Origin of the sequence: Novosphingobium resinovorum, assembly GCF_027922145.1 — a bacterium.
Classification (GTDB): domain Bacteria; phylum Pseudomonadota; class Alphaproteobacteria; order Sphingomonadales; family Sphingomonadaceae; genus Novosphingobium; species Novosphingobium resinovorum.
The window spans coordinates 67630-89381 of sequence record NZ_BSFC01000019.1; the positions used below are offsets into that span (position 1 = coordinate 67630).

19 protein-coding genes are annotated in these 21752 nt (G+C 65.9%); 5 read left to right on the plus strand and 14 right to left on the minus strand.

Features of this window, described 5'->3' with window-relative positions; genetic code table 11:
* Both flgH and PKE80_RS10355 read left to right on the plus strand, forming a co-directional pair.
* The gene (gene flgH, locus PKE80_RS10350) at window positions 1-777 is read left to right on the plus strand and encodes a flagellar basal body L-ring protein FlgH (protein ID WP_036527348.1); all 777 of its coding nucleotides are present in this window, start codon (window positions 1-3) and stop codon (window positions 775-777) included.
* A 338-nt stretch (window positions 778-1115) separates the two neighbouring features.
* Complete coding sequence (locus tag PKE80_RS10355; protein WP_036527345.1) at window positions 1116-2039, plus strand: flagellin; 924 nt, start codon at window positions 1116-1118, stop codon at window positions 2037-2039.
* 131 nt (window positions 2040-2170) lie between these two features.
* Here the strand turns inward: PKE80_RS10355 and PKE80_RS10360 are convergent, their stop codons facing one another.
* From PKE80_RS10360 to PKE80_RS10385, 6 genes are all read right to left on the minus strand, one after another.
* Window positions 2171-3292 (minus strand): nucleoside hydrolase, encoded by a 1122-nt coding sequence (locus tag PKE80_RS10360; protein ID WP_271182390.1) that lies wholly within the window; start codon window positions 3290-3292, stop codon window positions 2171-2173.
* Between the two features lie 221 nt (window positions 3293-3513).
* Entirely contained in the window at window positions 3514-5700 is a 2187-nt protein-coding gene (locus PKE80_RS10365; RefSeq protein ID WP_271182391.1) for a TonB-dependent receptor, read from the minus strand.
* Between the two features lie 701 nt (window positions 5701-6401).
* Complete coding sequence (locus PKE80_RS10370) at window positions 6402-6851, minus strand: MaoC family dehydratase (protein ID WP_271182392.1); 450 nt, start codon at window positions 6849-6851, stop codon at window positions 6402-6404.
* A 1-nt stretch (window position 6852) separates the two neighbouring features.
* The gene (locus tag PKE80_RS10375) at window positions 6853-8703 is read right to left on the minus strand and encodes an acetyl/propionyl/methylcrotonyl-CoA carboxylase subunit alpha (RefSeq protein ID WP_271182393.1); all 1851 of its coding nucleotides are present in this window, start codon (window positions 8701-8703) and stop codon (window positions 6853-6855) included.
* On the minus strand, window positions 8700-9008 hold the full coding sequence (locus PKE80_RS10380) for a DUF3088 family protein (protein WP_271182394.1): 309 nt from the start codon (window positions 9006-9008) through the stop codon (window positions 8700-8702). Before PKE80_RS10380 ends, PKE80_RS10375 begins: the two co-directional genes overlap by 4 nt.
* Window positions 9005-10606 (minus strand): carboxyl transferase domain-containing protein, encoded by a 1602-nt coding sequence (locus tag PKE80_RS10385; RefSeq protein ID WP_211150626.1) that lies wholly within the window; start codon window positions 10604-10606, stop codon window positions 9005-9007. Before PKE80_RS10385 ends, PKE80_RS10380 begins: the two co-directional genes overlap by 4 nt.
* A gap of 129 nt (window positions 10607-10735) precedes the next feature.
* Here PKE80_RS10385 and PKE80_RS10390 point away from each other — a divergent pair, with 129 nt between their 5' ends.
* Entirely contained in the window at window positions 10736-11626 is an 891-nt protein-coding gene (locus PKE80_RS10390; RefSeq protein ID WP_211150627.1) for a LysR family transcriptional regulator, read from the plus strand.
* Between the two features lie 98 nt (window positions 11627-11724).
* Here PKE80_RS10390 and PKE80_RS10395 read toward each other — a convergent pair whose 3' ends face one another.
* From PKE80_RS10395 to PKE80_RS10410, 4 genes are read right to left on the minus strand one after another with little or no spacing between them, the layout of a single operon-like run.
* Window positions 11725-12765: a zinc-binding dehydrogenase gene (locus PKE80_RS10395; RefSeq protein ID WP_271182395.1), complete on the minus strand. Its 1041-nt coding sequence runs from the start codon at window positions 12763-12765 to the stop codon at window positions 11725-11727.
* Window positions 12762-13775 (minus strand): LLM class flavin-dependent oxidoreductase, encoded by a 1014-nt coding sequence (locus PKE80_RS10400; protein WP_271182396.1) that lies wholly within the window; start codon window positions 13773-13775, stop codon window positions 12762-12764. Before PKE80_RS10400 ends, PKE80_RS10395 begins: the two co-directional genes overlap by 4 nt.
* Window positions 13775-14287, minus strand: coding sequence for a nuclear transport factor 2 family protein (locus tag PKE80_RS10405; RefSeq protein ID WP_271182397.1), 513 nt, complete (start codon window positions 14285-14287; stop codon window positions 13775-13777). The genes PKE80_RS10400 and PKE80_RS10405 overlap by 1 nt, the downstream gene beginning before the upstream one ends.
* The gene (locus PKE80_RS10410; RefSeq protein WP_271182398.1) at window positions 14284-15087 is read right to left on the minus strand and encodes an SDR family NAD(P)-dependent oxidoreductase; all 804 of its coding nucleotides are present in this window, start codon (window positions 15085-15087) and stop codon (window positions 14284-14286) included. The genes PKE80_RS10405 and PKE80_RS10410 overlap by 4 nt, the downstream gene beginning before the upstream one ends.
* Before the next feature lie 72 nt (window positions 15088-15159).
* Between PKE80_RS10410 and PKE80_RS10415 the strand changes: the two genes are divergently transcribed.
* Entirely contained in the window at window positions 15160-15642 is a 483-nt protein-coding gene (locus PKE80_RS10415) for a GbsR/MarR family transcriptional regulator (protein WP_271182399.1), read from the plus strand.
* Between the two features lie 10 nt (window positions 15643-15652).
* Here the strand turns inward: PKE80_RS10415 and PKE80_RS10420 are convergent, their stop codons facing one another.
* The 4 genes from PKE80_RS10420 to PKE80_RS10435 are packed head-to-tail and all read right to left on the minus strand — an operon-like array spanning window position 15653 to window position 20067.
* A complete protein-coding gene (locus tag PKE80_RS10420; RefSeq protein WP_271182400.1) occupies window positions 15653-16684 on the minus strand; it encodes a DUF2889 domain-containing protein in 1032 nt (343 codons plus the stop codon).
* A gap of 33 nt (window positions 16685-16717) precedes the next feature.
* A complete protein-coding gene (locus tag PKE80_RS10425; protein WP_271182401.1) occupies window positions 16718-17767 on the minus strand; it encodes an NADP-dependent oxidoreductase in 1050 nt (349 codons plus the stop codon).
* A 1-nt stretch (window position 17768) separates the two neighbouring features.
* On the minus strand, window positions 17769-18584 hold the full coding sequence (locus tag PKE80_RS10430; RefSeq protein WP_271182402.1) for an SDR family NAD(P)-dependent oxidoreductase: 816 nt from the start codon (window positions 18582-18584) through the stop codon (window positions 17769-17771).
* A 19-nt stretch (window positions 18585-18603) separates the two neighbouring features.
* A complete protein-coding gene (locus PKE80_RS10435; RefSeq protein ID WP_370424634.1) occupies window positions 18604-20067 on the minus strand; it encodes an aldehyde dehydrogenase family protein in 1464 nt (487 codons plus the stop codon).
* Window positions 20068-20274: 207 nt separating this feature from the next.
* Between PKE80_RS10435 and PKE80_RS10440 the strand changes: the two genes are divergently transcribed.
* Window positions 20275-21726 (plus strand): NAD-dependent succinate-semialdehyde dehydrogenase, encoded by a 1452-nt coding sequence (locus PKE80_RS10440; protein ID WP_271182404.1) that lies wholly within the window; start codon window positions 20275-20277, stop codon window positions 21724-21726.
* Window positions 21727-21752: the final 26 nt, after the last annotated feature.

The window sequence follows — 21752 nt, forward strand, 5'->3', positions numbered from 1 at the left end:
ATGAACAAGCGTTTTGCTGCCCTCACCTGCGCCCTTCTCTCGGCCAGCCTGCTAGCGGGCTGTGGCTCGGTCGGCCGCCTCAAGAACGTCGGAAAAGCGCCGAAGATGAGCGATCCCGGCGCCCCGGTGGCCCCGCGCATCGAACCCTCGCTGGGCAACCACGCCAGCGCCGATCGCGCGCCGGACGGCAGCGACCCCAAGGTCGCCGAGGCCGATCGCGGCGCCTCCCTCTTCCGCACCGGCGGCGGCGCGTTCTTCCGCGACCAGCGCGCCTCGCGCGTGGGCGACATCGTCACGATCCGCATCAACATCGCCGATAATGCACAGGTCGCCAACAGCACCACGCGCACCCGCAACGGCAGCGAAGGCGGCGGAATCGCGGCACTTCTGGGCCTCGAAAGCCAGATCGGCAAAGTCCTCCCCGGCAACCCGGACCCGGGCAACCTGGTCAGCACCAATTCGAAGTCGAGTGCGGTCGGCGTGGGGAATACCGCCCGGTCGGAGCAGATCAACATGACGGTGGCGGCCACCGTCACCAGCGTCCTGCCCAACGGCAACCTCGCCATTCGGGGCAAGCAGGAAGTGCGGGTGAACTTCGAACTGCGCGAACTGGTGGTTTCCGGCGTGATCCGGCCCGAGGACATCGCCCGCGACAACTCCATCCGCCACAGCCAGATCGCCGAGGCGCGCATCAGTTACGGCGGCCGTGGCCAGTTGACCGACGCGCAGCAGGCCCGCTGGGGCCAGCAGATCTACGACGCGCTGTTCCCGTTCTGAGCGGTACATATAGCGGCACTCAACGGCACTCAGGGGTGCCACAAGGGGGTGCTAACATGCCAACACCGTCATCCCAGCGAAGGCTGGGACCGCTATCGGTGTTTAGGCGAGAGTCCGCCGACAGCCATCCTGACGCGAAGTGCGCTGTTCACAGCGAGCGGTCCCAGCCTTCGCTGGAATGACGGGCTTTTGTCAGAGAGCCCGGGAAGCATTCCTATAGTTTTTCCACAGGCCGCAACCGTCCTTTAACAACTCCTCCTAGAATAAAGACGCACCCGTATCTTTCGGGATTGCGAGAGGCCGCAGAACCGGCCGGTAACCTAGAAGGGAAACAAGAAATGGCGTTTTCGGTCAACACCAACAGCGGCGCGATGGCAGCTCTCCAGAGCCTCAACGCGACCAACAAGTCGATGGAAACCACCCAGAGCCGTATCACCACGGGTCTGAATGTTGCCTCGACCAAGGACGACTCGGCGAAGTACACGGTCGCCCAGACGCTCCGCGGCGACCTTGGCAAGCTGGGCGCGGTCACCACCTCGCTCAACAACGCCAAGTCGGTCACGGACGTCGCCGTCGCCGGTGCCGAACAGATCTCCGACCTCGTCAACCAGATGAAGTCGAAGGCTCTCGAAGCATCGGATGCCGGTCTCGACGACGAAAGCCGCAAGGCGATCTCCAACGACCTGCTGACCCTCAAGAAGCAGATCAATACGGTGATCGAAGGTTCGAGCTTCAACGGCACGAACCTGCTCAAGGGCACGGCTGCCGTTGCTGAAACGACACCTGGCGCCGGTGATGGCGTGGACGCTACCGGTGGTAAGGTTAGCGCCCTGCAATCGATCGATGGCGATACGCTTTCGGTCAATAACCAGGGCCTGAGCGCAGCCGCCGAGACCGCGTTCGGCGATGCCGACACGGATGACGACATCACCAACATCGGCCTTGCCAATGATCCTGATGATGTCGCCGGCACCGGTTCGGGTGCGGCGGATGCGCTCTTGACCAAGCTCGACACCATGTTCGACACGGTCAAGACCAGCCTGTCCGACCTCGGCGCCGGTTCGCGTCAGATCGAAGGTCAGCTCAGCTTCAACAGCAATCTGAGCGACGTGATCACGACCGGCATCGGCAGCCTCGTCGATGCAGACCTCGCCAAGGAGTCGGCGAACCTTCAGGCCCTTCAGGTCCAGCAGCAGCTGGGTGTGCAGGCTCTGTCGATCGCCAACCAGTCGCCGCAGACGCTCCTGTCGCTGTTCCGCTAAGGACGGCGCCAGGCTCCTTCCGATTTCGGGAGGGGACCATTTCGAAAGGCCGGGACGGTTCGCCGCCCCGGCCTTTCTTTTTGGGGGAATCGTCAGCAAATTCCTCCCCGAGCAAGCTCGGGGAGAAATACTCACTTCGCCGCGACGGACTTCACGATTATCTCGTCCAGCTTGCGCGGATCGATCGACATGACCACCCGGGCCTTCTGCTCGCCGAGGCCGGGCTGGTAGTGCTCGCGCCAGCTGAGCGTATCGCCGTAAGTCGCGCCGAACGCCGCGTCGTAATCGACGTAGAGGTCTTCGGCCCCGGTCACGATCGAGGGATCGAGCAGCACGGCGGCGACGATCTCGTCCCACAGCGGGAAGCCCGGCTCGAAGCCGGCGATCGCCTTGCCCAGTTCCGGCTTCGCGCCCTTCGCGGCGCGGTCGAGCAGCTTGCGGCTCAGCTGCGTCGCGGTCGAGGGATCGACCGGGATCACGGTGATCTGCTTCCACGGCGCGCGGCTGACGATGCTGGCGGCCTCGGGGTCGAGGCGGATGTTGAATTCGCGGCGCGGCGAATTGGCGAACTCGCGCGCGAACTCCACGGCCGAGCGGTCATCGAGGACGCGGTGCGGGTTGAAGCTGCCGCCCATGTAGATCAATCCTTTGGCAAGGCTGGCAAATTCGGGGTCGAGGCGCTGCGCCAGCGCGAGGTTAGTCATCGGTCCGCCCTCGACGATAGTGATCTGGCCGGGGTACTTGTGGACCATCTCGATCATGAACACCGCCGCCATCTTCGAGGCGACCTTGGTGCTGGGCGCGCCCCAGGGCAGGTTCGAGAGGTCGTAGGGCGTGTAATAGGGCGGCGTCGACTGCTGCGTGGGCTCAACCCACTGCTTCATCCACGCGCCCTTCCACGTCAGCTTGCCGTAGAGCGCTTCCCAGCGCTCGGTCGCCTTCTCGGTATTCATCAGCGGATCGATCGCGCCCTGTGCCACCGGAACGTCGGTGCGGCCCATGATCTCAAGGCCGCGCAGCTGCATCGCCGCCCCGCGCGGCGCCCACCAGTTGCCGGTCACGCTGGTCACGCCCACCACGTCGATCTGCGGCGAATTGAGCAGCATCATGTGCATGAGCGAGAAACCCTCGTCATCGATGAGGACTTTCTGCGGGGCGGGCTTATCCTCAGCCTGAGCAGGCAGGGCAAGGAAGACCGCCGCCGCCGTCAGCAGCGAGGAGACGAGACGGGTCACGGCATTCAGGGGGGTCATCTGTTGTCCTTGTTGGAACACAACACACTTCGTCATTGCGAGGAGGCCCAAGTGCGCTTTGGGCCGACGAAGCAATCCAGGGCAGTGCGCAACCGCCTTGGGTTGCTTCGCTACGCTCGCGGGTGACGAACGAAGGGAGCGGCCCCCTGCCCTCTCGCGGATGAACAGGCATGGGGGCCAAATAAAAAGGGCGCCGGTTTGACCCGGCGCCCTTCGCTTCATCAGAAGTTGAAGCGGAACTCGCCGCCGATGATGCGCGGTTCGTTGAGCATCGCCGTCAGGTTGTTGAAGTCGATCGCGCCGACGACGCGGATCTGGTTGGTGATGTTGCGGGCGAATGCCGCAACTTCGTAGCCGCGCTTGTTGTCGCGGTAGCCGACGCGCGCGCCGCCCTCGAGGTAGGCCTTACCCGTGAACTCGATCGAGTCGTACAGGAACAGGTTGATCTTCGAGCGGTAAGACCAGTCGGTGTAGGCGAAGATCTCGTTGTCGTTGCCCAGCGGCACGGCGTAGCGCAGCGTCGCGTTGCCGATCCAGCGCGGAGCCTGCGGCAGGCTGTTGCCATCGATCGAGGCCAAGGTGGTGCCGTTAACGGTCACCAACGGGTCGGTCACGGTGCAGCCGCCGCCGCAAGGTGCGACGTAGAGGTCCTTGTCCTTCAGCTCGGTGTAGTTGTAGCTGCCGCCCAGCGTCAGCATGAGGTTCTCGATCGGGGTCGCCGAGAATTCCGCCTCGACGCCGTAGCCGATCGCCTTCTTCGCGTTCATCAGCTGCGTGACGTTGGAGTTGCCACCCACCGCCGTCAGCTGGATGTTCTTCGTGTCGAAGTAGTAGCCGTCGACCGAGAAGTTGAACAGGCCGGGCTGCTCGGTCTTGAAGCCGACTTCGTACGAGGTCGTCGTCTGCGGGCGGGCCATCGTCGCGACACCGGCGGTGGTGTCGTTCTTCAGCGCCGCGCCAAGGTAGCCCGAGGCTACGCGGGCGTAGATGCTGCTCGACGAGGAGAGCTTGAACGTTGCGCTGCCGTCCCACGACCACTTGGAGCCGTTGGTGCTGCCGGTCGAACGGCCGGTGGTGGCGTCGATGTCGTCGCCGTTCACGAGGATGGCATAGCGCTTGTCATGCGACCAGCGCAGGCCGCCGCGCAGGATCAGCGCGTCCACCGGGGTGTACTCGACCGAGCCGAAGAACGCGTAGGTCTCGTTGTCAAGGTGCGAGATGCTGGTCGGCGAGTAGACGTTGGTGTTGGACCACGAACCGCTCTCGCTCTCGAGGTTCTGGTTGAAGTAGTAGGCGCCCGCCTGGAAGCTGACGTCGCCGAACTTCTTGGAGGCGAAGCGCAGTTCCTGGCTGAATTCCTTCGGCGTGGTGTCGCCGCCGGTCTGGACCTGGAACGGGGTGTTCGCGGGTGTACCGCCGTCGATATCGCCGCGCGAGAAGACGCTGGCGCGCTCCCAGGCAGTGATCGAGTAGAGCGAACCGGCGCCGTCGAACTCGTAGCTGGCCTGGACGTTGGCGCCCCAGCTCTCCAGCTCCTGCGGGTTCGATCCGTTCTGGTTGGCATGCTCGATGTCATAACCGGCGACGAGATCGTTGGTGCCCTTCTGGATCGCATTGGCGCGGAACAGGCGCGCGGTACCCTTCAGCGAGCGGGCGTGAGCGTTGACGAGGATGTCGAGGGGACCGTCCTCGTACTCCAGTTGGAAGCGACCGGCGTAGTCCTGGTAGCCCTCGAACTTCTTCTCGTTGATGGTCGCGGCGTTGTCGTTTTTGACCCAATCGTCACGGCGCTGGACGAGTCCCGCGACGCGGAAGCGCAGCTTGTCGGTCAGCGGCGCGCCGACGGCGGCTTCCAGGTTGACGGTGTTGTAGGTTGCCCACGAAGCGCTGACGTGACCGTCCACTTCCTCGGTCGGACGCTTGGAGGTCAGCTTGACCACGCCTGCCGGGGTGTTGCGGCCGAACAGCGTGCCCTGCGGTCCCTTGAGGACTTCGACGTTCTCAAGGTCGAAGGCCGGGAAAGCCTTGAGCATCGGGCTTTCGAGCGCAACGTTGTCGTACACCACCGAAACCGGCTGCGCGGCGTCAGCGCTGAAGTCGGTGTTGCCCAGGCCGCGAATGTAGAAGCGCGGGAAGGTACGACCGAACGAGGATTCGATCTGAAGGCTGGGCACGCGCGCAGCAAGGAAACGGATGTCCTGGCCGCTGGAGTTCAGCACGTCGAGCTTCTCGCCCGAAAGCGTCGAAACCGCGACGGGCACGTCCAGCGCACGCTCTTCGCGGCGCAGCGCGGTCACGACGATCGCGTTGTCCCCTTCTTCGGCCACCGGAGCGCCGCTCTGCGCAAGGGCAGGCGCGGCGAACGAAGCCGAAATCGCGAGGACCGAAGCCGCCGTAAAACGGCGCAAACGAGCAGAATTCAAAATTACCCCCTGAGGTAGCCATGTTTTGGGATGGGGGGCCGATAAGCTGACCAGCGCTGTCATTCAACAGCAATGAACCGCACAGCGCGTTGCGAAAAATGGCGCGGCAATTTTGCAACGCAACATGGCAACCAGGCTCGGAGTCGCGCGCAAAGGGGGCTTGCGGGTTCACCAAGAAACCGGAGCATCAGCAAAGGTTAAAGAGGTTATCACGGACTTCGTTAAAGAGGTTAAGGCTTCCTTCCACTGCACTGCAGCAAGCATATTTGGCGAGACTGGCGAAATGTTCGTGTTTGCCGTGCCCCGGCGCGTTCCCGTAGTGTCGAGGCCGCATGCCATCGCACGATTTTTGCATCAGGTTTTGCCGAACCTGTGCCAGCGACGTTCAACCAGGCAAGCTTTTACGGGGGCAATGATTCTGTCGTCCCGGTTCGGACACGACACTTCCGGAACGCGCCTCGCCCACTTGATCGGTGATGGTGCCTTGCCCGACGACGCTGCCCCCGGATAGCCAACGACTTTTCTTTATCGGTGAAGTGCTTGTCTGATCGGCACGATAACAACGCTTGAGCCGTTCATGAAGCGCGCAAACCTTGCCTCGGCTACCTTGAGCAGTAAACTGCTTGCCCGGGTCCGTGACGTGATCGCGGGCGTAGGGCTCGCGCATCCTCAGGTTTGCTTCGCAATCACACCCCTTTTTTCAGCAGCACGGTTCGGAGCATCGATAGAGCCACTTCCCCGCGCTGGTTGGTCAACTCGTGCCGGAACACGACGATCCCTTGTCCGGGCCGCGACCTGCTCTCGCGCATCTCGACCACTTCGCTCGCGCAGGTCAGGGTATCGCCGATGAAGGTCGGCTTGGGCGTAACCACTTTGTCGAAGCCCAGGTTGGCGACGAGCGTGCCGACTGTCGTGTCCGCGATCGACAGGCCCACCGCCAGGCTGAAGGTGAAGGTCGAATTGACCAGGATCTGCCCGAACTCGCTGGCTTTCGCGGCCTCAGCGTCGAGGTGCAGGGGCTGCATATTGTGGGTCATCGCCGAGAACAGCAGGTTGTCGGTCTCGGTGACGGTACGGCTCGGCTGATGCGTCAGGCGGTCACCGACCTGCCATTCATCGAAAAAACGTCCGGCCATCTTACTCGGCCTCCTCGATCTGCACGAGTAGGGCATCGACCTGCACCTGCTGGCCGGGGGTCGCCGCGAGCGCCCTGACGGTGCCATCGAACGGCGCGGTCAAGGTGTGCTCCATCTTCATGGCTTCGAGGGTCAGGAGTTTCTGTCCCTTGGTCACCGTCTGGCCCTGTTTCACCTCGACGGCGATGACCTTGCCCGGCATGGGTGCAACGATCGCGCCGGAACTGTCTGCCGCGCCATGCGCGCCGTCGCGTCGCCATGGCGCCAGCAGCCAGGCCTGCCCCTGTTCGGTGACGAGGACGCTGCTGGCAGGCTCGTCGCTCCCATCGTCAATCTCGAGCTCGATCTTCTCGCCATCGAGCAGGAACCACGCGGTTCGCCGCGGCGGCGCGTTCAGCCGCAGGCCCGGCGCGATGCCGGCGGGAACGAGTGACGAAGCGGCCGCACGAAGGGTATCGGCCGAAGGCACCGGCGGCTGCGCCAGAGCCTCGCCGTCGCGCCCGATCAGACCGGTATCGACTTTGCCCGCCGCGAAGTCGGGGTGCTGCAGCGCTTTGACGAGGAACGAGGCATTGGTACGTACCGGCCAGACGGCGGTGTCCTCGAGCATCGCGCCGAGCCGTTCCCGCGCCTCGTCGCGGTCGTCGCCCCAGGCGATGATCTTGGCAATCATGGGATCGTAGAAGGGCGAGACTTCGGCGCCTTGCGTGACGCCGGTGTCGATGCGCCCTGTTTCCTTGGCGCCTTCGGATTCGCCGAACTGCAGCAGTTCGAGGGGGCCGATGCTGGGAAGGAAGCCCTTCGCCGGGTCTTCGGCATAAAGGCGCGCCTCCATCGCCCAGCCGTCGATGGTCAGATCGTGCTGGGTCAAAGGAAGCGGCTCGCCGCTTGCAACGCGCAGCTGCCATTCGACGAGATCGACCCCGGTGATCGCCTCGGTGACCGGGTGCTCCACCTGCAGTCGGGTGTTCATCTCCATGAACCAGATGCGGTCGGCCGAGAGTGCGCCAGAGCCGTCGGCAATGAACTCGATGGTCCCGGCGCCGACATAGTCGACCGCCTTTGCAGCGCGCACGGCGGCGGCGCACAGCGCCTCGCGCGTGGCTGCGTCCATTCCGGGAGCGGGGGCTTCCTCGATAACCTTCTGGTGGCGGCGCTGGAGCGAACAGTCGCGCTCGAACAAGTGGACGACGTTGCCGTGCCGGTCGCCGAAGACCTGCACCTCGATGTGGCGGGGCGAGGCGATGTATTTCTCGATCAGCACGCGGTCATTGCCGAACGAAGCGGCCGCCTCGCGCTTGCAAGAGGCGAGCGCATCGGCGAATGCGTCGGCACTCTCGACGAGACGCATGCCCTTGCCGCCGCCGCCAGCGACCGCCTTGATGAGCACCGGGTAGCCAACCTTGTCGGCCTCCTGGCGTAGCAAGTCGGGTTCCTGGTTCGCGCCCATGTAGCCCGGCGTCACCGGAACTCCGGCCTCGGCCATGAGCGTCTTGGCGGCGTCCTTGAGGCCCATAGCCGTGATCGAGGACGGGTTCGGCCCGACCCAGACCAGCCCAGCGTCGATGACGGCCTGCGCGAACTCTGCGTTCTCGGACAGGAAGCCGTAACCCGGGTGAATGGCCTCGGCCCCGGTCGCCTTCGCGGCGGCGAGAATTTTCTCGCCCACAAGATAGCTCTCGCGCGTGGGTGAGGGACCGATGTGGACGGCCTCGTCGGCCTCGCGAACATGGAGCGCCTGTGCATCGGCGTCGGAATAAACCGCGATGGTGCGGATGCCCATGGCCCGCGCGGTACGGATGATGCGGCAGGCGATCTCGCCGCGATTGGCGATGAGCAGAGAAGTGATCATGGGTGACGCTCCGGGAAGCCGTGGCGGGTATGGAGCGCTGCCAACAGCGGCTCGATTGCGTTGACGAAGCCGCCTTCGGCAAAGGCCAGCGCAGGCAGGTTTTGGTTGTCTTTGCCCAGTACCGCGACGACTTCGCTGCGGGGGCGCGCCCATCCGACGCGCACGACCTCGATGTTCGCGGCGCGATCAGGGAACAGCGAAAGCAGGCCCTCCACCGTGACGCTGTCCTTGCAGTAGAAGCGGCGCCCTTCGTAGGCCGGATCCGGCCAGTCGAAGTCGAGCACGAACAGGGTATCCCTGCTCACATCCGGAACACCCCGAAGCGGGGCGCCTCCTCGATCGGGGCTTCGAGACAGACCGACAGCGCCAGGCCCAGCACGTCACGGGTTTGCACGGGGTCGATCACCCCGTCGTCCCACAGCCGCGCCGTGGCGTAGTAGGGGTTGCCTTCGTCCTCGTACTTCTGCCGGATCGGGGCCTTGAAGGCCTCGGCATCCTCGGGGCTCCAGTTGGCGGCATCGCGATGGACCGTCGCCAGTACCGACGCCGCCTGCTCGCCGCCCATCACCGAGATGCGCGCATTGGGCCAGGTAAACAGGAAACGCGGGTCGTAGGCGCGCCCGCACATCCCGTAATTGCCTGCTCCGAACGAGCCGCCGATCAAGACCGTCAGCTTGGGCACTTGCGCGGTGGCGACAGCGGTGACCAGCTTGGCGCCGTGCTTGGCGATGCCCTCAGCCTCGTACTTGCCGCCGACCATGAAGCCCGAGATGTTCTGCAGGAACAGCAGCGGGATGCCGCGCTGGCAGGCCAGTTCAATGAAATGTGCACCCTTCTGCGCGCTCTCGGAGAACAGCACGCCGTTGTTGGCGAGGATCGCCACGGGAAGTCCGTGGATGTGCGCGAAACCGCAAACCAGCGTAGAGCCGTAGAGCGCCTTGAACTCGTGGAACTCGGAGCCGTCGACGATGCGGGCGATAACCTCGTGGACATCGTACGGCGCGCGCACGTCCTCGGGAACGATCGAATAGAGTTCCTCGGCCGCGTATCTGGGCGGCCGGGGGTCCTGCACCGCAAGGCCATGGCGATGCGCGGGTCCAAGGTGGCTGGCGATGTCTCGCACGATGGTCAGCGCATGCTCGTCATCCTGCGCCAGATGATCGGTGACGCCCGACTTGCGCGAATGGAGATCACCGCCGCCCAAATCCTCGGCAGTGATGACCTCTCCCGTCGCGGCCTGCACCAGCGGCGGTCCGGCGAGGAAGATCGTTCCCTGATCCTTCACAATCACGCTCTCGTCGCTCATCGCAGGGACATAGGCACCGCCTGCGGTGCAACTGCCCATGACGCTGGCGATCTGCGGGATGCCCCGCGCGCTCATCTGCGCCTGGTTGAAGAAGAAGCGCCCGAAGTGGTCGCGGTCGGGGAAGACCTCTGCCTGGTTGGGCAAGTTGGCGCCGCCGCTGTCGACGAGGTAAATGCAGGGCAGACGATTGGTCGCCGCGATCTCCTGCGCGCGGATGTGCTTCTTGACGGTCAGCGGAAAATAGGTGCCGCCTTTCACCGTCGCGTCGTTGGCGAAGATCATGCATTGCCGTCCCGACACACGGCCGATTCCGGCAATGATCCCGGCGCCGGGCACCTCGTCCCCATAAAGACCATTGGCGGCAAGCTGGCCGATTTCGAGAAAGGGCGAGCCGGGATCGAGGAGCCGCTCGACACGGTCGCGCGGCAGCAGCTTGCCCCGGCTCAGGTGCCGCTCACGTGCCCTTGCGTCACCCCCAAGTGCCGCTTTCGCCACCCGTTCGTGCAACTCGGCGGCGAGCGCGCGATTGTGCGCGTCGCGTGCCCGGGCCTCAGGGCTGTCGAGATTCAGGGTGGTCTGCAGGACCGGCGCGCTCATGCCTCTTCCTTCCGTGCGGGCGGCGCCAGTTTGCCTTGGGCCTGCCTTGTCGATTTGCCGCATCTATCTAGACAGCCGTAAAGAAAAGCGGAAATTGAAAGTTTCCGCACCTCGTCATAGACAGTATCTATGATTGATCAGTATCTCCTGCGCTACTTCCTGGCCGTGGCAGAGACCGGCAACTTCAGCCGCGCGGCCAGGCGCGTGAGCGTGACTCAGCCTACCTTGTCTGTAGGGATCGCCAAGCTGGAACGCGAACTGGGCGCGAGGCTGTTTGACCGCGACCGCCAGCGCGTGGCCCTGACCCCCGCCGGCAGCCGCTTTCTCGTACGCGCCCGCCGCATCGCCGCCGAGTACGAGCATGCTCTTGTCGAACTCAGTGAAGTCACCGATCCCACCTTGCTGCGCATTGGCGTGCTCAACACGATTCCCACGCGCCTCGTTGAAGGCTGGCTCACCGCGCACCGCGCGCTAGGTTCAGGCGAGACGCTAGAGATACTCGACGGGTCTGAGCGCGACATCGCCGAGCGGCTAGAGCGCGGCCGCATCGACCTGGCGCTAAGCGTGATCCGCCCGCACCACCCCCGATTCGCACCCGAAGTGCTTTCCCGCGAACGCTACATGATGGTCCTGCCGCCCGATCATCCGCTGGCGGACGAGAGTGAAGTGCAGGCCGAACAGCTCGCCCGCGACCGCATGGTCCTGCGACGCCACTGCGAGGCCCTGCCCGAGATCAACCGCTTCTTCGTGGAGCGCGGCGTGAGACCGCGTTTCGTCCTCAAGACCACAAGCGACGAGCGAGTGCTGGCCGTTGTGCGTAGCGGTGCCGGGATCGGCATGATGCCCGAAAGCTTCGCCGCGGGTCCCGAGCGCTTCGTGCCGGTGCGCGACTTCAAACTTGTCCGCGAGATCGGACTGCTGCACGCCGCAGCGGCATGCGTGGAACAAGGCAGAGCAAGCCCGCTCATTGCGATGGTCAGAGCCCATTACGGCACAACTGATCTGAGGAGGTCAATCTGATCGCCAGCTATCGACCGTCTGCCGCACGGCACAGACCACCACCTTTGGGCTGTACCGCCGGATACCGCCACCTTGCCAAAAAGCTCTGCTAGGCTCCTCTACGAAAGCTGTAGGCGCGGATCTACGACAGTCCGTACCGACGTTCCAGGGCCGGAGAGATTGGCGATCGCTGCGGCCACGGAGCCGAGCCCGATACGCTCGCCAAGCCACGGTGCCACGTCGATCCGGCCCTCGGCTATTCCGCGCATCGCGAGGTCCATGTCCTGCGGCTCCTCGCCGCCGGCGAACTGGATGTTGAGCCGCTTGTTCTGGGCGGCGAAGACGTAGAGCGGCTCGGGCTCCATGCAGTAGCCGCCCATGACGAGGCGGCCGTCGAACGGCATGCTCTCGATGATCCGCTGCAACATGCCGGGCACGCCGACGTTCTCGTAGACGAGATTGACGCGCCGCCCGCCGAGATCGGGCAGCGGCCCGTAGGGATCGACTTCGCGCGGGTCGATGGCGATGTGCGCGCCCGCCTTCAGGGCCAGGTCGCGCCGGTCGGCGTGGAAGTCGGCCGCGACGATCGGCGCCGCTCCCGCCAGAGCAAGACCCGCGACAACGCCGAGCCCGATCGCCCCGCAGCCCAGCACCAGCGCCACGTCGTCCTTTCCGGGGCGGCCGCGCCGCGCATGTTCGAGGCCCACGGCAAGCGGTTCGATCAAGGCGGCATGATCATCCGGCAGACCCTCGGGCACCTCGAGCAGGAAGTCCTCGTCGAGCAGCATCAGTTCTCCGCACCCGCCCGGACAATCGTGGCTGAAACCGACAACGGCGTGCGCTCCGCCCTGCCGCATGATCGGCACCGACGTCACCCGCCGTCCAGGCGCGACCGGGCGGCGGCTACCGGCGCCGTAGTCGATGACCTCGCCGACGAACTCGTGACCCGGCACGAAGGGACGCGTCTCGTCGAGCCCCGCATAGGGCCCGCCCATGCGGCGCGACAGCTCGATGACGTGACGACCACCGGTCAGGAAGTGGGCATCCGATGCGCACAATCCGCAGGAATGCGTGCGTACCAGCGCCTGCCCCCGGCCCGGTTCCGGGTCGGGCAATTCGCGCACATGCACCGCGCCGTTCTCGATACAGGCCGCCTTCATGCCGCCATCGCCTCGCGCAGCGCCGGCATCGTCGCGGCAAGCAGCCTCAGGTTCTTCCACCCCTCCTCAGGCGCGAGGCCGCCAAGCAGGGGCTGGAAGCCGATGTTGCCACCTTCTGCCGCGCCCACCTTGTCGAGCAGCATCTGCGGCGTCCACGCCGCGAAGAGCCCGGCGTGCCGCAGCTTGGCGGGATCGGTGAGACCCTTGAAGGGCGAGTTGGAGCCGTCGCCCTCGGCTTCGGCCCACTTCGCGTATTCGGTGATCACGTGAACGGCATGCGGCGCGATGGCGTCCCAGCCCTGGTCCGGGTCCTCGCACAAGTGGATTGCCATCGGCATGCCGGGACGCGGGCGGAAATACCGGCGCGGGGCATGGCCGAGCCGCGCGCACTCGGCGAGGTAGATGTCGACGAGGTCACCCTTCATCGGCCCGAACCCGACCCCGAACTTCGCCGCCCGCCTGGCCGACGCCGGCACGCCGCCACCGACGAGGATGATGTCCTCCGGCTCCTGCACCGGCAGCGGGCGCACGAAGATCGGCCGCGCGCCGTTGCCGTCGTCATGCTCGAAGCGCTCGCCCTTCAGCGCGCGCAGGATGATCTCCAGCCCCTCGTCCATCCGCTTCGCCCGGTCCTTGAGCGACTGGCGGAACATCGCGAATTCGTGCGGCACGTAGCCCGCGCCGAAGATCACCCCCAGCCGACCGTTCGACATGTTGTCGAGCACCGCGATCTGCTCGGCCAGTTCGAGCGGATCGTGCAGCGGCAGGATCACCGCGCCGAGCAGAAAGCGGATGCGCCTGGTCACCGCCGCCATGCCGCCCGCGAGGACGAAAGGCTGCGGCAGATAGCCGTCCTGCGAGCCGTGATGCTGCATCAGGCCGATCTGGTCGGCGCCGATCTCGTCGGCAAAGGCGGCCATCTCGATCGCGGCGCGGTAAAGCTGCGGCGTCGAGCTCGCCCATTGCGGCGAGCGCATGTCGAACGACACCGAAATCGTGAAGTCCTTCATCACGCCTCTCCCTGCAGGCCATGGGCGAGCGCCGCGTAGGAAGGGTCGGACCCGTCCCGGCGCGCGCGGTCATGGTGGTACATCTCGGTGACGTCGCGCACGCAATCGTAGTCGGTGACGGTATCGCGGCGGTCGATGCGCCAGACCCCGTCGCGCCGCGACCAGCGGTCGCAATAGCGCGACCACACTTCCATCTGCACAAGCCTGCCGTCGCGCTCCATGCGCAGCGTCGCGGTGACGTAGGCCTCGCTTCCGGCCCGGTCACCATCCACCTCGATCAACACGTTGGTGACCTGGTGCGAATGCGCAAGCAGGCCGGCGTGCGCAGCGCAAATCCAGTCGATCGCCGCGTGCCCGCTGCCCTTGAAGCCGCGCTCCCCGTAATCCACGGTCGCATCCTCGTGGAACACCGCATGGCCCAGCGCCGTATCGAGGCGATCGACGCTGCGACAATAGCGGTAGAGCTGTTCGGTGATGGCCTGCTTGTCAGCCAGTTGGCGCACGTCGCTCACCCTTTCGCATCCGTGGAAAACGTCGCGGAAATCCGGCGAATCCGCTCGCGCCGCTGAGCGGCCGATGACGCTGACATGCCCGCCACGTCGTCCGCCTCGCCCCAGTTGCAGACGGGGCCGAACGGCAGGCGCGCGAGGCCGAGCCGGGCCACCTCGTCGGCATCGGCAAGGCCGTCGGGCACAGCTATGCCGCGTGCCGCCATGAGTTCGCGATGCGCCGGGGTATCCGTCCGGCCAAGCACGAAGCTGAGCACATCGACACCGTGCGGCTCCAGTTCGGCCCAGAGCGCCTCGCACAGCACGAGGTCGAACGCCTTGGTCGCCGCATAGACGCCGATGCCGGGCAGCCCGCCGTAGCAGGCGCCCGAGCCCACCACCATCAGCCCGCCCCGTTCGCGTGCGCGCATAGGAGCGGCGAAGGCGTGGAGCGCGCGGGTCACCGTCACCACATTGCGCGCGACCAGGGCATCCCAGCTGGCGACCTCGGCATCGAGGAACATCGCGCCGTTGGGATCGGCGCCCGCATTGAGGATCAGCAAGCCCACCTCGCGTCCGGCAGCGATCCCCTGCAACTGCTCGGCCGCATCCACGGCGGCCAAGTCGATCGAGGCGGTCACGCATTCCACCCTTGCGCGCAGTTCATCCGCCAGCGCCTCCAGCGGCCCTGCGCGCCGGGCGACGAGGATGAGGTTCATCCCCTCGTCCGCCAGTTGGCGCGCAAAGGCCGCGCCGGTCCCTTCCGATGCCCCGGCAATGAGTGCCCAGGGACCATAACGCGCGGTGAACGTCGCCTGCTCCATGCCATCGTCTCCCTTGCGCCAGCCTGCGCATTTGCGCTGGCGCCCGACAATCAAATTCAGTAAATACAGAATATGCCGAACATCAAGCTGTCACAGCAGGACGAAGTCTTTCTTGACGCCATGGCGATGTTGATGGCCCCCTGGGGCTGGCCCCGGCCGGTCGGGCGCATCTACGCCTATCTGCTTCTGCGCGAGGAACCCGCAACGCTCGACGAGATCGCCGCCGATCTCGGTATGAGCAAGAGCAATGCCAGCGTGGCCGCACGCACGCTCGAGCATTGCGGCAACGCGCGAAGGCAGGGCGAGCCGGGGAGTCGCCGCATCTACTACTCGATGCCGCCGGAGTTCAGCGGGCCTTTCGTCGCCAAGGCGCAGTTGCTCGATCGGCAGGTGCGCCTGTTCGCCGATCAACGCGAGCGCGACATTGCCGCACCGGTCGCCGAACGCTTTGCGCGCATCGGTGCATTCTATACCGCGATGCGCGAGGCGATCGAGCATGTGGTCAGCGATGCGCAGCCGGCTCGAACCGAGGAAGCCGCAACACTCGTGCGGTAGGCGGGCCGCGTCAGCCCCCGGCTCCGGCCTCGATCCGCGCCGCAAGCGCAGGCACGTCGGCAAGCGCACGCAGAGCATCGTTCAGGTGCGTGCAGCCTTGCGGCCCTCTTAGCTGGGCCAGCACCTCCTCGCGGATTTGTGCAAGGTTGCGGCCGACCAGTCGCTGCGTGTTCGCGATCGCCCCGGGGCACTCGGAGAACGGCAGGATGCGCGCCTCCGGCTCGAGCGAGAGCAGTTCCAGCGTGGATGCATCGGCGCGAGCGGTAAGGCGGTACTCGTGAATCGCCACGCGGCTGCCGTCGCGCCGCCTGGCGCTGTCCTGGAAAGCCGAATCGATGACGATCACGCCCGCATCGGCGTCCCGCGTCACGTCGATGCGCCGGGCGCGGCGAAAGCCCGGCCCTTCGTCCTCGGCCAGATCGTGCCAGCCCAGCGGGTCGCCCGGATTGCGCAAGTCGCCTGCATCGGCGTTGGCGACTTTTTCCGGATCGACGTCGTCCGTCATGCCGCTGTTGCCCTCCTGCAAGCCCCAGCACACGTTGACACGCTGCGCCATCATCTGTGCGTGCCTTTCCTCGCCCAGCTTGTCGCGCAGGCGATCGGCCCAGTCGGGATGCCACTGCGACCACGCGAAGGCGCTGACCAGCGCCGTGCCCGACAGATCGTCGAGGACGATGTAGAGCGGATGCGCGGCCGCGACCATCCCGGGCATAATCTCGCGCAGCAGTCCGCGCAGATGCCCGCCCGCCCGCGCACCGACGAGTTGCCCGATCGCATCGCTGGAGGGCTGCGCGGTGATCGCGGTGATCGTCTTGTCCTCGGTCATGCGCGCTTCGTAGCGTCCCTCGGCAAAGGTCAGCCCGTCCTCTCCGGCAAGCGGCGTCCACAAGTCGCGCGCGGCGCCGATGAAACGGCGCTGGCCGTCAAGACCATCGGGCCACGAGACGTCGATACTAGTAGTGCGCCGGACGGAGCCCGCCGTGCGCAGCGGGGCGGGATTGGCCGTGCGGCGCGGCGGCGGCGGAAGCGTGATCGTATCCATCACAGGGAACGCTGCACCCTACCGGGCCCGCGATCAAGCCCCGGGAGCACGCTCCGGCGCCACCCGCACCAGCAGCTTGCCGACATGGTCATGCCCCGAAAACACGCTGGAAAAGGCCGCAGGCGCCGCCTCGATGCCTTCCTCGATGGCCTGCGCAAAGCGGATGCGCCCCTCCTTCATCCACCGGGCGATATCCTCCAGACCCTTCTGTCCGGCCAGCATTCCGGCAAAGCCCCTGATCTCGAGTCCCTTGTTCATGATCAGGCGATAGAAGCCGGGCAGACGATCGGGGCCGGGTCCTTCCATGCCGACCCCGTAATAGGCGATGAACCCGCACATCGGCATGCGCGCGCCGCGCTTGAGGAGCGGCAGGACCGTCATCGTCACATCGCCGCCGACATTGTCGAGATAGACCTCCGCCCCCTCCGGCATCGCCGCCTGAAGCTGCCGGGCAAAATCCGGTGCCTTGTAGTCGGCTACCGCTTCGAAGCCGAGGTCGAGCAGCGCCGCGCACTTCGCTGCGCCGCCCGCGATGCCCACCGCCCGGCCGCCGAGCACTTTGACGATCTGCCCCGCTATCGAGCCCACAGCGCCCGCCGCCGCCGAGATCACCACCGTCTCGCCCGCTTTGACCCGGCCGACATTGACGATCCCCTCGTAAGCGGTCTGCCCCGGCCCGCCGAGTGCACCGAGCGCGGTCGATACCGGCGCCAGTGCGGGATCGAGCTTGCGCGGCGGCCCGCGATAGTCACTCCGGTCCGGCGCCAGCACCGCATATTCCTGCCAGCCCGAGCGGCCTTCCACCACATCGCCCGGCGCGTAGTCAGGATGGTTCGAGGCGGCGACCTCACTCACTACCGGTCCGACCATGGGCTGTCCCAGCTCCATGCGCCCCGCTCCCGTCAGCACCGTCTCGTCGACCGAGAAGCGCAGCAGCGGGTCCACCGCGATGTATAGCGTCTTCAGCAGGATCTCCCGCTCGCCCGGCCGAGGCACCGGCACTTCCTCGACACGGAAGTCGGACGGCCGGGGATTGCCCCTCGCGTAAGCGGCCAGCACCACCTGCTTCATCGTGGCCGCCATCTCAACCACCCGCCTTGCGCCCGGCGGATAGCCCACCGTCGACGGGAAGGTTCACGCCGGTGATGTTGGAGGCGAGGTCGGAGGCAAGGAACAGCGCGGCCGAGGCGGTATCGCGCGGGTCGATCGCCTTGCCCAGCGGGTGCGCCCTGCCCATCCCTTCGAGGATGCGGTCGCGATGCTGGCTGTCGGGGTCCATGCCGGCGTAATGGGTCAGCATCCCGGCCGGGCACACGGCGTTGACGCGAATACCCTGGTCCGCCACCTCGATGGCGAGCGCCCGGGTCAGCTGGACGATCGCGCCCTTGGTCGCCCCGTAGAGCACGCCGCCATACCCCATCAGCCCGGCGACGGATGCGGTGGAAACGATCACGCCGCCCTCGCCCAACCCCGCTTCCCGCTGCTTATCGAACTGCCGGATAGCCGCCTGACAGCCGTAGACGACGCCGTTGATGTTGACGTCCTCGACCCGCTTCATTTCCTCGGGTTCGCATTCGACGAGTGAACGCAGGCCCTTGCCGGGGATTGGGCTGATGGTCACGCCTGCGTTGTTGTAGATGATGTCGAGCCGCCCGAAGCGCTCCACGGCCTGCGCCACGGCGGCGTCGACGCTGGCCGGATCGGCGACATTGCAGGTGACCGCCAGCGCCTCGCCGCCCGCCGCTTTCGCAAGCGCCGCGGTTTCCTCGGCGTTGTCGCCGTCGATGTCGGCGGCGACGACCTTCGCGCCATGCTCGCAGAACAGCAGCACTGCCGCGCGACCGAGTCCCGAGCCCGCGCCGGTGATGAGGGCGACCTTGCCCTGGACCAGTCCTTCCATCGTCCTTGCTCCCGTTCCCTCAGCCACCGATGTTTAAGGTGGTCATCATCTGGAATTCGCGCAGGCCCTCGACCCCGCGTTCGCGGCCGAGGCCGCTCATCTTGATGCCGCCGCCGCTGGCGTAGCTCGACATCACCGCGCCGTTGACGTTGACCGCCCCGCTACGGATTTTCAGCCCGACCTCCAGCGCCTTGACCTTGTCCGTCCCGTGGACCCAGCCGGAGAGGCCGAAGCGGCTGTCGTTGGCCATCTCCACCGCGTGATCGAGATCACGGTAGCCGATCACGCCGACCACCGGCCCGAAGATCTCCTCCTGCGCGGCGGGGTTGGAATTGTCCGGCAGGTCGAGCACCGTTGGCTCCCAGTAGAAGCCCCTGGCGATACCCTCCGGCCGCTTGCCGCCGCACACCACGCGGCCGCCCGCTTCCACCGCAGCCTGGGTGAAGTGCGCGCAGCGGTCGCGCTGGGCGGCGCTGATGACCGGGCCGAGCTGGGTTGCCGGATCGCTCGCCGGCCCGATCTTCACGTTAGCAAGCAATTTGGCCATGGCGTCGAGGACTTCGGCCTTGGTCTCCTGCGGCACGAAAACCCGCGTCCCCAGCACACAGCCCTGTCCCGCGTGCGAAGTGCAGACCGAAAATGCAGCCGAAGCCGCCCGTCCCACAGCGTCGGGCAGGTAGATCTGCGCCGACTTGCCGCCCAGTTCCAGCACCAGCCGCTTGAGCGTCGGCGCTGCCTGCTCGGCCACCTTGGCCCCCACGGTGCACGAGCCGGTGAAAGAGACCATATCGACGCGCGGATCGGTGGTCATCGCAAGCCCGCCCGCGAGGCCCGGCTCGACGACCACGTTCATGACCCCGGGCGGAAGGCCCGCTTCTTCGGCCGCTTCTGCGAAAATCATGGATGAGATGGGGGTCAGCGGATTGGGTCGCAGGACCACCGTGTCACCCGCCATGAGGGCGGGAACGACTTTCCAGAACGCGGTATAGAACGGCACGTTGTAGGCCGAAATCGCCGAGACCACGCCGAGCGGCGACCAGCGCTTGAGGCTCTGCACGACGAAGTGCGGATTGACCCGCTCGTGGATCGGCAGAGGGTTTTCCTCCTGCTGCGGAAGGCGCAGGAACAGGTCGATGATCTCGTCGGTCATGCGCAGCGGCACGTGGACCTGCGCGCCCATGACCGTCGCCGAGACCGGGCATCCTGCTTCCTCGATCGCGCATTTCTTTAGGAAATCCGCCCGTTTGCGCATCGCCTCCCCGAAGCGCGTCATGATTTTTGCGCGCTCCTTCATCGATAGGCCCGACCATGCGCCGGAATCGAAGGCCTGCCGCGCGGCGCCGATCGCCGCGTCGGCCTGCGCTGCCGAAACGCCGACCACTTCGGCCACCACCGATTCGTCGGACGGGTTCTGGACCTCGAATCGCTCGCCTTCGCCGCGCACGAACCTGCCGCCGATATACCCTGCGTATTCCAAGCCCACTCTCCCGAACTTATTCGCATTAGCGAATTATTGTTCGCATCAGAGACTAGCCGACACGTGGAGAGGCGTCAATCGCGCCACCCTCGCGCTTGTCGCAGGAGGCGGGGGCGGCTTGTAACCGCTAGGGGTCGTCCCTAGACCATGCCGGAACCCGCGAGCGCCCATCCGAGACGCTCCACCGGCAAACAACTGAGGAACCCGCGCGAAATGGCCTACACCGATTTCTTGAAGCAGCAGTGCTACATCGACGGCGAGTGGGTCGACGCGGATTCGGGTGCATCTTTCGAGGTCACCGATCCCGGTTCGGGCAAGGTTCTGGGCACGGTGCCGAAGATGGGCACCGACGAAACCGCCCGCGCGATCGACGCCGCCGAGGCCGCTCTCCCCGCCTGGCGCGCCAAGACGGCTGGTGAGCGCGCCAAGCTGATGCGCAAGCTGTTCGAACTGATGCTCCAGCACCAGGACGACCTCGGCGAACTGCTCAGCCGCGAACAGGGCAAGCCGCTGGCCGAAGGCAAGGGCGAGATCGCCTATGGCGCCAGCTTCATCGAGTGGTTCGCCGAAGAGGGCAAGCGCGCTTACGGCGACGTGATCCCCGGCCATGCCGCCGACCGCCGCATTGTCGTGATCAAGCAGGGCGTCGGCGTCGTCGCCGCGATCACGCCCTGGAACTTCCCCAATGCGATGATCACCCGCAAGCTCGGGCCCGCGCTGGCGGCAGGCTGCACCATCGTCATCAAGCCCGCCTCGGCAACGCCGTACTCGGCGCTAGCGATCGCGCAGCTGTGCGAGATGGCGGGCATCCCCAAGGGCGTCGTCAACGTCGTGACCGGCAGCGCGGGCCAGATCGGCTCGACCCTGACCGCCAGCCCCAAGGTCGCCAAGCTCACTTTCACCGGCTCGACCGAGATCGGCCGCGACCTGCTGCGCGAATGCGCCGAGACGATCAAGAAGTGCTCGATGGAACTTGGCGGCAACGCCCCGTTCCTGGTCTTCGACGATGCCGACGTGGATGCCGCGATCGAAGGCGCGATGATCTCCAAGTTCCGCAACGGCGGCCAGACCTGCGTGTGCACAAACCGCTTCTACGTACAGGACGGCGTCTACGACGAGTTCGTGACTAAGCTGGCCGCGCGTGTCAGCGGCATGAAGGTCGGCTACGGCCTCGACGCAGGCACCGAAGTCGGTCCGCTGATCGACGAGAAGGCCGTTGAGAAGGTCGAGGAACACCTCAAGGACGCGGTCGACGGCGGCGCCAAGGTACTCGCGGGCGGCCAGCGCAACGCGCTTGGCGGCAGCTTCTTCAACCCGACAGTGGTGGCAGGCGTGAAGCCCGACATGAAGCTCGCCCGCGAGGAGACCTTCGGACCGCTCGCAGGCGTGATCCGCTTCACCGACGAGGCCGACGCCATCCGTATGGCCAACGACACCGAATTCGGCCTCGCCAGCTACTTCTATGCCCGCGACCTGTCGCGCGTGTGGCGCGTCGCAGAGGCGCTGGAAGCTGGCATGGTCGGCATCAACACCGGCCTCATCTCCACCGAGGTTGCGCCGTTCGGCGGCGTCAAGCAGTCGGGACTCGGCCGCGAGGGATCACACTACGGTCTCGATGACTACATGGAGGTCAAGTACCTCTGCATGGGCATCACGCCGGCCTGAGGCCAGCGGGCGGTACCAAGCCGACC